The organism is Verticiella alkaliphila (assembly GCF_018904615.1).
In the GTDB taxonomy this organism is placed as follows: Bacteria; Pseudomonadota; Gammaproteobacteria; order Burkholderiales; family Burkholderiaceae_B; genus Verticiella; species Verticiella alkaliphila.
Genome location: NZ_JADCNH010000063.1, coordinates 1 through 11,565, shown reverse-complemented (window position 1 = coordinate 11,565; position 11,565 = coordinate 1). Strand labels below are relative to the sequence as shown.

Annotated in this window: 8 protein-coding genes; 4 read left to right on the top strand and 4 right to left on the bottom strand. The window is 66.4% G+C overall.

Annotated features, from left to right (window positions below; genetic code table 11):
* Positions 1–231: 231 nt before the first annotated feature.
* Entirely contained in the window at positions 232–2,577 is a 2,346-nt protein-coding gene (locus tag IMZ29_RS21410; protein ID WP_371820386.1) for an LPS-assembly protein LptD, read from the bottom strand.
* Between the two features lie 150 nt (positions 2,578–2,727).
* Between IMZ29_RS21410 and IMZ29_RS21405 the strand changes: the two genes are divergently transcribed.
* The 3 genes from IMZ29_RS21405 (at position 2,728) to IMZ29_RS21395 (ending at position 5,578) form a co-directional block, all read left to right on the top strand.
* Positions 2,728–3,750 (top strand): aminoglycoside phosphotransferase family protein, encoded by a 1,023-nt coding sequence (locus tag IMZ29_RS21405; protein WP_216188156.1) that lies wholly within the window; start codon positions 2,728–2,730, stop codon positions 3,748–3,750.
* Positions 3,747–4,457, top strand: a complete 711-nt coding sequence (gene murU / locus IMZ29_RS21400) for an N-acetylmuramate alpha-1-phosphate uridylyltransferase MurU (RefSeq protein ID WP_216188154.1) — start codon at positions 3,747–3,749, stop codon at positions 4,455–4,457. The genes IMZ29_RS21405 and murU overlap by 4 nt, the downstream gene beginning before the upstream one ends.
* A 107-nt stretch (positions 4,458–4,564) precedes the next feature.
* Positions 4,565–5,578 (top strand): tripartite tricarboxylate transporter substrate binding protein, encoded by a 1,014-nt coding sequence (locus IMZ29_RS21395; protein WP_216188152.1) that lies wholly within the window; start codon positions 4,565–4,567, stop codon positions 5,576–5,578.
* 103 nt (positions 5,579–5,681) lie between these two features.
* Here the strand turns inward: IMZ29_RS21395 and IMZ29_RS21390 are convergent, their stop codons facing one another.
* Positions 5,682–6,956 carry an O-acetylhomoserine aminocarboxypropyltransferase/cysteine synthase family protein gene (locus IMZ29_RS21390; protein WP_216188150.1) on the bottom strand — a complete coding sequence of 425 codons (1,275 nt, stop codon included), beginning with the start codon at positions 6,954–6,956 and terminating at the stop codon, positions 5,682–5,684.
* Positions 6,957–7,127: 171 nt separating this feature from the next.
* Between IMZ29_RS21390 and IMZ29_RS21385 the strand changes: the two genes are divergently transcribed.
* A complete protein-coding gene (locus IMZ29_RS21385; RefSeq protein ID WP_216188148.1) occupies positions 7,128–8,468 on the top strand; it encodes an aminopeptidase P N-terminal domain-containing protein in 1,341 nt (446 codons plus the stop codon).
* Positions 8,469–8,498: 30 nt separating this feature from the next.
* Here IMZ29_RS21385 and IMZ29_RS21380 read toward each other — a convergent pair whose 3' ends face one another.
* Both IMZ29_RS21380 and IMZ29_RS21375 read right to left on the bottom strand, forming a co-directional pair.
* A complete protein-coding gene (locus IMZ29_RS21380; protein ID WP_216188146.1) occupies positions 8,499–10,874 on the bottom strand; it encodes a DNA/RNA helicase domain-containing protein in 2,376 nt (791 codons plus the stop codon).
* A gap of 21 nt (positions 10,875–10,895) precedes the next feature.
* Positions 10,896–11,246 (bottom strand): nucleotide pyrophosphohydrolase, encoded by a 351-nt coding sequence (locus tag IMZ29_RS21375; protein WP_216188144.1) that lies wholly within the window; start codon positions 11,244–11,246, stop codon positions 10,896–10,898.
* Between the last annotated feature and the right edge of the window lie 319 nt (positions 11,247–11,565).

Sequence of the window (11,565 nt, the reverse complement as noted above, 5' to 3'; positions counted from 1 at the left end):
CGGCGTGGCGGGCGTGGCGCGCTGCGCGGCGGGCGGCGTCGAGGTGGTACCCAGGCTGGGGGCTGCCTCGCCAGGCAGGCGCAGCCCTTGCGCGCTTGCCGCACCGGTGGCCGCGCACAGCGCGAACGCCAGCAGATTCCTGATAAGCCTTGCTTGCATGATGTGTTGCCTTGCTCCAAACAAAGGGCGCGCCGGCACCGATGACGCGGCGCCCCACTGCAGCGGCGCTACTTACTCATAGCGTTCGAATGGCGTTCCCGGCGTGACCGGGGGCGTCACGGACTGATAGCCAGGGATATTGCGGCGCAGGGTTTCCATGGGGTTCGTCCCCAGGGCGCCCAGGCCGTTGAGCTCCAGCTGGAAGAATAACGCGGTATTGGACGACTCGCTGGACACGGCATAGCGCTGGCCGACGACCCGTGCCGTCCAGCAGCAGCCGCCGTTGTACTCGACGCCGCCCAGCACTTGCGAGAAGCGGCTGTCGCGCAGGGAATAGTCGAGGCGGGCCACGCCATTCCAGCGTTGCGAGAACGGCCACTGGAAGGCCACGCTCGCCTGCTCCTGCCCTTCCTGAAGGAAGGAGGGGCGCCGATAGCGGTAGGCGGTGTACACCGTGGCCAGGCGCGCAGCATCCCAGCGCCCGCTCACGCTTGCCTGCTCGAAGCGGCTCTCGTGGGGGTTGTACTGCACGGTCGCCTGGCCGCTCAACGATTCCGTGAGCGCGCCATAGACCTCGAAGAGGTAATCGGAGCGCCGGTCAGAGCGCGCGCTCTCGCCCGGCAGCGTCACCCGCTGGTCGGTGAAGTACAGGCGCTGCGCGGCCGACACGCGGGCGCGCTCCACGCCGCTCGCGCTATCGATCCAGCGCGAGGTGAGTCCGGCGGTGACCTGGTTCGCGTTGGCGATACGGTCCCAGCCGCCCGAGAAGATGTTCTCCGAAAACACCTGCGCAAAGCTGAAGTCCGCGTTCGCCGTGTCGTACACCGGCAGCATGGACTGATCCTTGTACGGGACGTACAGGTAGTACAGCCGCGGCTCGAGCGTCTGGGTGACGTCGCGGTTGAAGAGCCGGCCCTGGCGCTCGAAGATCAGACCTGTATCGAGCGAGGCGATCGGCAGCACGCGGCTGGCCGACGCCACGTCAAAGCTCGTGACGCCGCCCACACCGGAATTCGGATCGAAGTACTGCGACTGGTTGAAGCGTGTGTCGTAGCGCGACGCGTGCACACCGATCTTCGGGATGATGAAGCCGCCGGCACGCGCGATGGGATACGACAGGGTCGGGTAGATCGTGTAGCGCGAGCCCTTCTCGTCCGGCAGGCCCTGGATGCTGCCCAGCCAGGGCGAGCGCACGAAGCGGGTGGCCTCGCCTGTCATCACCGCATCGAACCCGTTCCAGTTGTAGCGCTGGCCGGCGAAAGAGATGCGCGGCAGCGTGTCGAAGGGGGGCGTGATGGGCGAATCGATGTCCTGCAGCGTCTGGTAGCGCACCGGGTTGATGGACGCGCTGAAGTAATCGTTGGCCCAGGACAGCGTGGCTGACTGCGGCAGCGTGACCGTGGCGGCACGGTCCAGCGCCACCCGTGAGAAATCGCGGAAATAGTCGTCGTCCGAGGCGCGCTGCAGATCCCACGCCAGCCCGAAGCCGCCGCCCAGGCTCTGGCGGTGCTGCAGGTTGTAGTACCAGCGGTTGTCGCGGCGCTCACGATCGTTCGGCAGATACGTGCCGTAGATCTCGCCGGAGAACGTCGGACGCAGGTAGCGGAATTCACCGCCCAGCTGCACGCCGCGGCGCGCATAGATGCTGGGGTACAGCGTGGCGTCGTAGTTCGGGGCCAGGTTCAGGTAATACGGCACCGTCACCTGAAAGCCGCTGCGCGTGGTGATGCCGAAGGTGGGCGGCAGAAAGCCGCTCTTGCGCGCGTCCGTGATCGGGAACGACAGAATCGGCGAGCCAAGGATGGGCACGCCCTTGAAGTACACGACGCCGCCGTAGGCCAGGCCTTCGTTCTCGTCGAACTTCAGGTCGACCTGGCGCGCCTTGATCCACCAGTCCGGCTCCGGGCACGGACACCCCGTGTACATGGCGTCGTACAGACGGGTGTGATTGCGCGAGATGAACTCGGCCTCGCGCGCGCGGCCGCTGCCGCCCGTGGCGGCCACGTAGAACTCCGGCTCGCTGAAGTTGCCCGAGTCGCTGTCGAGCTCCAGACGCATCGAGGGGCCCGTGACGACGCTGCCTTCGCGCAGCAGGCGCACGGAGCCCTGGGCGTCCATGATTTCGTTGGCGCGGTCGTAGTGGATCCGCGAGCCCTTCAGGATGACGTCGTTGCGGCGGACCTGGGCGTCGCCCGTCAGCGTGACCGATTCGTCCGGATTGCCCTGCAGCTCCTGCGCCTGGGTGAAGACGGGCAGTTGCTCGGATTCGAGCTCGTTGTGCGTGCGCAGGCCTGGGGACACCCGCAGACTGGCGCTGGGTGCGCCTACGGCAGGCTCGGCCGCACGGGCTGGAGCCGGGCCCGTCAGCATCACGCTGGCGAGGACGGCAAGGACGGCGGGCCAGGAAGTCGATTGCACGGGGAGGCGTCGAAGGAGGGACTGCCCTGGGGCGGCACCCGAGGTTGGCGGAAAGAGGCCAAGTATTATAGGCGTCGTTTCGAGCCTCGCTGCCATCGTCTGGATGCGTAGTGTTGCCGCCGACTTTCCCGCCTTCGCCGCCCCCCGATCATGTCCGATACTCCCGATCCCCGCCTGCAGGCGCTGCGCGCCTGGCTTGCCCGCCTGCCCGCCGATCTCGCCCTGAACGCCGACAGCCTGCGCCCGGCCTCCAGCGATGCGAGCTTCCGGCGCTACTTCCGGCTCGACTCGGGCCACGGCACACGCATCGTGATGGACGCGCCTCCCGCTCAGGAGGATTGCGCGCCGTTCCTGCACATTGCCCGGCTGCTCGCCGCGGGCGGCGTGAACGTGCCCGCCATCCTGGCCGAGAACACGGACGAAGGTTTCCTGCTGCTCTCGGACCTGGGCGGCCAGACCTTCTACGACGCCCTGCAGCAGCCGCTGGATCACGGCCGCATCCACACGATGTACGTGGACGCCATCGACACGCTCGTGCGCCTGCAGCAGGTGCCGCCGACGGGCCTGCCGGCCTACGACGCCCGCCGCCTGGCCGAGGAACTCACCGTGTTCCCGGAGTGGTATGTGCAGAAGCACTGCGGCTATACCCTCAGCGAGACGGAGCGCGAGTGGCTGGACGGCATGTTCGGCGCCCTGGTGGCACGCAACGCCGCCCAGCCCGTGGTGCTGGTGCACCGGGATTTCCACTCGCCCAATCTCATGATGCCGCTGCCGGATGCGCCTCACGCCCCCGGCGTGATCGACTTCCAGGACGCGCTGGCGGGCCCGATCACCTATGACATCGCCTCGCTCGTGATGGATGCGCGCACGACCTGGGACGAACCGCAGCAGCTGGACTGGGGCATCCGCTACTGGGAAGCCGCACGCCGTGCCGGGCTGCCCGTGGCCCGCGACATCGCCGAATTCCACGCCGATTGGGAATGGATGGGCTTGCAGCGCAACCTGCGCATCCTGGGCGTCTTCGCCCGGCTGCACCACCGCGACGGCAAGCAGCAATATCTACAGCACATGCCGCGCGTGAACGGCTACGTGCGTCAAGTGGCAAGCCACTACGACGTATTCCGGCCTCTTCTCCGTCTGCTCGACATCCTGGACACCCGGCTCGCGTCATGAAGGCAATGATCCTGGCCGCCGGACGCGGCGAGCGCATGCGCCCGCTCACCGACGCTTGCCCCAAGCCGCTGCTCGCTGTGGGCGGCAAGCCGCTTATCGTCTGGCACCTGGAACGACTCGCTGCGGCAGGATTCACTGACGTGGTCATCAACCACGCCTGGCTGGGCGAGCGCATCGAGTCCGCGTTGGGCGATGGCCGCGCCTTCGGCCTGCGCATCACCTATTCGCCGGAGGCCCCGGGCGGTCTCGAGACCGCCGGCGGCATCGCCACGGCGCTGCCGCATCTGGGTGAGGCGCCGTTCCTCGTCATCAACGGGGATGTCTGGTGCGACTGGGACCCGGGCGAGGCAACCGCACTCGCCGCGCGCGTGGACGGCCGCGCCTGCCGCGCCTGGCTGCTCCTCGTGGACAACCCGCCCCAGCACCCGGACGGCGACTTCCACCTGGCGGCCGGCACACCGGTGAGCGCCGTGCACGCTGACGCCCGCGTCAACGGCCAGCGGCTCACCTTCAGCGGCATCGGGATCTATCACCCCGGCCTGCTGGCCAGCATCGCCCCTCACACCCGGGCGCGTCTTGCGCCCCTGCTGCGCGAAGCCATGGCCGAGGACGCGGTCATCGGCACGCGTCACGACGGGCGCTGGGTCGACGTCGGCACGCCCGCGCGCCTCACCGCGCTCGACGACGACTTGCGCGCCTCGCACTGAGGTTCACGCGTCGCTCCCCAGGGTCTCGCGCGCTGCGTGCCGCGGCGCTAAGATCCTGGGAAACAGGCGCCGCATGGCCTTGACCCGCGGCCCGCACAGGAGACGCGATGGCCAGCCCCCTCAAGTCCGGTAATCCTGAAGCGCCCCGGCGGCGCGTGCTGGGGGCGGGCGCCGCCCTCGCGGCCAGTTGGTGCCTGCCGTTGCCGCGTGCCCACGCGCAAGGCGAGCCCTTTCCCAGTCGGCCCGTCCACATCATCGTGCCAGCGCAGTCGGGCAGCCCGCTGGATGTCCTCATGCACATGGCCGCCGAGCTCGCCCGAGCGCATCTGGACGACGCCGAGGTGCGCATCGACAATCGGCCAGGCGCTGCGCAGACGCATGGTGCCGAAGCCCTCACCCGATTGGCCCGCGACGAGCGTCACGTGCTCGCGCAATGCGTGCCCGCCTGGTTGCGCGAACCGCTGTTGCGAGAAGCCGGATATGACCCGGCCACGGATTTTCGCTATGTCGTGCCGCTGGCGGCCTACCCCGTGGGCATCGCGGTGCGCCAGGACTCTCCCTACGACGATCTGCCCGAGCTCATCGAGGATGCCGGGCGGCATCCGGGCGACATCAGCTATGGCACGGCCGGCATCGGCAGCGCAGGCCATCTGCTCATGGAAGACATCGGCATGCGCCAAGGGGTGCGCTGGAATCCGATCGCCATGCGCACCGCCGGCGAAGTTGCGCGCGGCGTGCGCCATGGCTTCCTCGACGTGATGGTGGACGGCGCCACCTGGCCTGACCAGGTCGACAGCGGCGCCATGCGCCTGCTCGCCACCTTCACGCCGGAACGCCTGCCCCGCTATCCCGACGTGCCCACCGTGGCGGAGCTGGGCGTCGGTCAGGCCTACGTGTCGCCCGTGGGCCTGGCCGGGCCCCGCCACCTGGACGTGGAGGCCGTGCGCAGCCTGCATCGCGCCTTCGCCTCGGGCAAGGCGGATCCTACATACGCGCGCCATCTGGAGGCCGCCGGCCTGGTGCCGCTGGATCTGGACAGCGCAAGCTTTGCCGACTTGATGCGCCGCACGTACGCGCAATCGCGCCAGATGGCCAGCGCGCTCGGCCTGCGCCAGACGTGAACCAGGGCGATGCGAGGCGCCACCGGGCGATCAACCGCATGCCGACGGTCAGGCGTCACGAACGGCGGCGACCAAGTCTCACAGCGCTTGCGCCGGACCGCAATCAGGCCTCGGCCAGCGCCTGCTCCAGATCCGCGATCAGATCATCGATGTGCTCGATGCCCACGGACAGCCGCAGCATGTCCTGGCTCACGCCCGCCTTCGCGAGCTCGGCATCATCCAGCTGACGGTGGGTGGTCGACGCGGGGTGCGTGACCAGCGAGCGCGCATCGCCGATATTGACGAGCCGGGTGAAGAGCTTCAACGCATCGAGCACACGGGCGCCGGCCTCGCGCCCGCCCGACTTCAGGCCAAACGACAGGATGCCCGAGGCCTTGCCGCCCATGTAGCGTTGCGCGAGCGCGTGGTCTGGGTGATCGTCCAGCCCTGCGTAGTTCACCCAGCCCACCTTGTCGTGGGCTTGCAGATAGTGGGCAATGGCGAGCGTGTTCTCGCAGATGCGGTCCATGCGCAGGGCCAGCGTCTCGATGCCCTGCAGGATCTGGAAGGCATTGAAGGGCGAGAGCGCCGCACCCGTGTTGCGCAGCGGCACGACGCGCGCCCGGCCGATGTAGGCGGCAGCGCCCAGCGCCTCGGTGTAGACCACGCCGTGGTACGACACGTCCGGCTCGTTCAAGCGCTTGAAGCGCGCCTTGTGCTCGGCCCAGGGAAAGAGGCCGCTGTCGACGATGGCACCCGCCACGCTCGTGCCGTGTCCGCCCATGTACTTGGTGAGCGAGTGCACCACGATGTCCGCGCCATGTTCGATGGGGCGGCACAGGTAGGGGCTGGGGACCGTGTTGTCCACGATGAGCGGCACACCGTGCGCGTGGGCCACCTTGGCCAGGGCCGCGATGTCCGTCACATTGCCCAGCGGATTGCCGATGGATTCGCAGAACACCGCCTTGGTGCGCTCGTCGATCAGCGCGGCGAAGGACTCCGGATCGGCCGGGTCGGCAAAGCGCGTCTCGATGCCAAACTGCGGGAGGGTATGCGCGAAGAGGTTGTACGTGCCGCCGTAGAGCGTGCTGGCCGACACGATGTTGTCGCCGGCCTCGGCGATCGTCTGGATCGCGTAGGTGATGGCCGCCATGCCCGAGGCCAGGGCCAGCGCGCCCACGCCGCCTTCCAGGGCGGCCACGCGCTTTTCAAGCACGTCGTTGGTCGGGTTCATGATGCGCGAGTAAATGTTGCCCGGCACCTTCAGATCGAAGAGATCGGCCCCGTGCTGGGCGCTGTCGAACGAATACGCCACTGTCTGGTAGATGGGCACCGCCACGGCATGCGTGGTCGGCTCCGGGGAATAGCCTGCGTGCAGGGCCAGGGTTTCGAGCTTCATGAGGATCTCCGAATCTTGTTGTACGTGTGTCGGACAGACATCGGCGATTATGCGACGGACAGCGCAGCAGCGCCTGCCATAAGCTCGTGGTCGCCTGGCATAAGCCCGATGCGCGCGGGCCCCCGTGGTACGCTGCCAGCCAGCATCCACGACGTTTCGCACCGTATCGCCATGCCCATTCCCGCTCAGGACATCACCCCGTTTGCCGACCGGCGCCGCCGCGTCGTCGAGACCTTGCGCGCCAAGGGCGGTGGCATCGCCGTGCTGCCGACCGCCCCGGAGGCGATCCGCAGCCTGGACAGCGATTACCCCTACCGGCACGACAGCGACTTCTACTACCTGACAGGCTTCATGGAGCCGGAGGCGTGGCTGGTGCTGATCGCGGGCAAGACCGACCAGGCCATTCTCTTTTGCCGCGCCAAGCACGTGGAGCGCGAGATCTGGGACGGCTACCGCTTCGGCCCCGACGCCGCCGCCGAGCGATTCGGCTTCGACGAGGCCTATCCTGTCGAGGAACTCGACACCCGCCTGCCCGTGCTGCTGGCTGGCCAGACCGACCTGTACGCGCCGCTGGGCTCGTGCCCCGCGTTGGACGCGAAGCTGCCCGCCTGGCTGGCCGCCGCCCGCATGAAGGCGCGCGCGGGCGTGCATGCGCCGGTGCGCCAGCATGACCTGCGTGCGCTGCTTGCGGGCATGCGCCTCGTGAAGGATGCGAGCGAAGTCGCCGCACTGCGCCGCGCCGGCCAGATCTCCGCCGCCGGCCACCTGCGCGCCATGCGCGCCGCGCGCCCCGGCATGCACGAGTACGAGATCGAAGCCGAGCTGCTGCATGAATTCCGTCGCAGCGGCGCGCAGGGCGTGTCCTACAACAGCATCGTGGCCACCGGCGCCAACGCGTGCGTCCTGCACTACCGTGCCGGCGACGCCGTGCTGGCCGACGGTGAACTGCTCCTGATCGATGCGGGCTGCGAATACGACAGCTATGCGGGCGACATCACCCGCACTTTCCCGGTAAACGGCCGCTACAGCGGCCCGCAGCGCACGCTCTACGACCTGACCGTGGCCGCGCAGGTGGCCGCCGCCGAGGCCACGCGCCCCGGCGCGCGCTGGAACGAGCCCCATGAGGCCGCCGTGCGCGTGCTGGCCCAGGGCATGCTCGATGCGAAGCTCCTGACCGGCTCGCTCGACGGCGTCATCGAGTCCGGCGCCTACAGCCGTTTCTACATGCACCGCACGGGCCACTGGCTGGGCCTGGACGTGCACGACGTGGGCGACTACCGCGAAGATGGCGAAGGTGACGGCGAGCGCGTCTGGCGCCGCCTGCAGCCCGGCATGGTGCTCACCATCGAACCCGGCATCTACGTGCGCCCGGGCGACGACGTGCCCGAGGCCTACTGGAACATCGGCATCCGCACGGAGGACGATGCACTCGTCACCGACACAGGCTGCGAACTGCTGACGCGCGACGTGCCCGTCGACGCCGACGAGATCGAAGCCATCATGCGTGGCTGAGCGCCGCTGACGCCATGGACGACGCCGACATCACCATCCTGGGCGGCGGGCCGGTCGGCAGCGCGCTGGCGCTGCTCCTGGCCCAGGAAGAGAGTCTGGACTCAAGATAATTTTCTCATGCCTCCAACTTCCTTCGGAGTCTGTCGTTTTTTCGCTGGAGTAGAGCTTGACGGTATATTTTCCGCCAGTTTCAGGGTCATCGATATCCCTGTGCTGAGCGATTACTACCTTCCCCTGGCGCGTGCCACCAGGGCTCACACGAAACAGGCACCAAGACCCATTAGGAATCCGCCTGCTCATGGATTCGCCGACGACCTGAGCCACGAACAATCCCGGCTGCGGAGTGATCCAATCCGGCGCCTCAAGCCACTCCTCGGCGACTTCATCCAGTGACTGCACATCCGAGAAAGCGCCCGCTGCCATCTTGATGCTGATGAGTGGAAGCGCTGACGAACTGTTCTGGCGAAGAGAATCATTGACCGTCCGCAGCGGCACCACGTTGGACAAGGGTGAGACTGCCACGTCTTCGTTTGATGGCGCTGCGTTGGAAACAAGTCGCCCACGCAGATGTTCGGCCAGCGCTGTATCGGTGCAGTACACATAGCAACCCTTCATCCCCCGCGTCATCAGCGTGCGATATGTGTTCTTGACGATCAGATCTGCCAGATTCCGGGCTCGCTCCGGATCCTCTCGCATCAATTTCTTGAGCCCGCGGACCGACTGGTCAGAAGACGCCCGCTTGCCCGCGTCCGTGACGATCTGCCCATCCCGAAAGGTCAAGTCATCGCCGATGATGACGCCTACGTAATCCAGTTCCAAGCCCTGGCAGGTGTGAATACAACCTACCTCCTTGACCGAGTCAGGCTTGACGATCCAAAGACTCCCGTCTTCGCTCAGGTTCCATCGCTTCTGATACCCGAACGCCGGAAGCTGGATGTCCCACGCCTCAGGGTCCTTCTTGCTCGGCCAGGGCCAGCAGTAGCCGGCCACCACGCGAGAGCGGTTGTTGGCTTGGTTCTTGGTCGCGATGAGTGCGTGCATTTCGGCCGGGTCGTTGAACACGCGGAAGTCATACTCCGCGGTGTCCAGCGTGGGGTTCGCCGTCGGACGGATGGCGAGCGTGTTGTCCAACCACGACAGGTACCCCTCGGAGCCGTTGCAGCGGAACTGCGAGGTCAGCTCTAGCTCAGTGATCTCCGCTCCCAGCGCTCTCGCGTGTCGCCTTAGCTCTTCGGTGTGGCCGATGTCGAAGATCGTGACGCGTTGGTCGTCGTCCGTGAAAAACACGGTGCACTGGGCTGACCGGATGATCTCGAGAACTTGGTTCTCGCCTTCGTTGCGGTACAGGCCGCTCTTCTCGTTGAGGCGGTGGGCTTCATCGACGAGCAGAACGTCGTAGGTATCAGGCTCGTCTTGCGTGAACGAGCCTGATCCGCTGAACAGGTTGCCGATCCGAGTCTTGGTGAACGTGCCCGTCAATTTGGCTTCGAATACCGCGCGCGGGGCTCGGTTCTTCGACACGTAGCGAGCGTTGCGCTCGCGGCCAATGAGCGCAGCCAACAGGTTGATCGCGAGCACGGACTTGCCTGTGCCAGGGCCGCCTTGCACAATCACTACCTGCTTCTTCGCCGTCGCCTGCTTCTCAATCTGCAGGATGGACTCGTACACCACCTTCTGCTGGTCGATGAGGATGAACTCGCTCTTGCCTTGCATCAGGCTGGCGACGTAGTCCATCAGGCTCTTCGATGGGCGAATGTGGCCATGCTCGATGGCATACAGGGACTTCATGCGATCGCCGCGTCGCACGTGCCGGCTGATGAAGCGGCTGAGCTTGTCCTTGTCGCTCTTCAGAAAGAGCGGGGCTCGTTCGATGTGGTGGCCGTAGCTCGGGTGATCGATGTGCCCGTCACTCGGATGATTGTGCAGGTAGGCACAGGGCTGCAGACGAATGCCTCGTTCGTGTACGGCCGCGTTGAGGTCCTCCAGCCGCGCCGCATACGACCACGCTTGATACGACGGGTGTGGGCCTTCGACTTCGCTGGTCCGGCCACCACGTCGTGCCCAGACGACGCCATCCTTGCTGCTGTGGCGTGAGGTTGACCATTGCTTGAGCTCGACGATGACCACCTTGGGGGTTCCGGTCTCGTCCTCACCCGTGATCATGAAGTCGATGCGCTGAGAGCTACTTGGCAACTGGTATTCGATGGCCACCCCGACGTCATCCGGGATCTCCTCATCCATCAAGACCTTGGCCATCTCGGTCAACGAGGCCCGCCAGGATCGGACTTCGCTGTCACCGCCGCCGGCCACACCCGCGTGGCGGACGTGGCGAAGCATGATGTCCTCGATGTTGTCCCGGTGGGCGTGGTTGAGGAACTCAGCCTTGCTGGCCTGATAGATGATCACGTCTTCGTCCTTGCCCGTGCGTCAAAGCTCGTCGTACTTCTTGCTGCTTCCCTTGGCGAGGTCGGCAGGGTACTTCTGCGCGTTCACCAGAATCTTCGCTTGCGCGGCTTTGACAGGATCGATGCCGAGCACGTTGCTCAGCTGGACCAGGTAGAGCAGCACATCCGCGATCTCGCTGCCCACGGCGTCCCGCTTCTCGGGGGAGAGGGTGCGGCTTTGCGCTTCTGTCATCCACTGGAAGTGCTCGAGGAGCTCCCCAGCTTCGACGATCAGCGCGGAGGCGAGGTTCTTGGGTGAGTGGAACTGTTCCCAGTCGCGCTCCTTGGCGAACTCTCGTTGTTGCTGGCTGAGGTGTTGGAGCGTATCGGTCATGGGAGAAGGGCTGGGGGGCGCTAGGTAGTGAGACAAACGCGAGTCTATCGGGTCCATCACGAGGCTGCCGAGCGCATCGCTCGTCGGCTGTTTGGGTGTTGCGTTGAAGCCCTAGCCTTCACCGTAGCCTGGTGTGTGCGGCGACGAGGACGCATGGCGGCATGTCAATACGAGCCAACACGCGGCACAAGAAGTTCCCGGATATGCGCCCAACGCAAAATGAGTCAATATGAAATAAGTGTTTGGGCTTGCCCCGTTACTCCGGACAGATCAGATGGCATGATCATGCCTGGAGAGCGAAGCGATGGCACGAAGCAGA

Coding starts and splice junctions, on each gene's coding strand:
- murU (WP_216188154.1), top strand. CDS start 3,747: ATGAAGGCAATGATCCTGGCCGCCGGACGCGGCGAGCGCATGCGCCCG.
- IMZ29_RS21395 (WP_216188152.1), top strand. CDS start 4,565: ATGGCCAGCCCCCTCAAGTCCGGTAATCCTGAAGCGCCCCGGCGGCGC.
- IMZ29_RS21375 (WP_216188144.1), bottom strand. CDS start 11,246: ATGACCGATACGCTCCAACACCTCAGCCAGCAACAACGAGAGTTCGCC.
- IMZ29_RS21390 (WP_216188150.1), bottom strand. CDS start 6,956: ATGAAGCTCGAAACCCTGGCCCTGCACGCAGGCTATTCCCCGGAGCCG.
- IMZ29_RS21405 (WP_216188156.1), top strand. CDS start 2,728: ATGTCCGATACTCCCGATCCCCGCCTGCAGGCGCTGCGCGCCTGGCTT.
- IMZ29_RS21385 (WP_216188148.1), top strand. CDS start 7,128: ATGCCCATTCCCGCTCAGGACATCACCCCGTTTGCCGACCGGCGCCGC.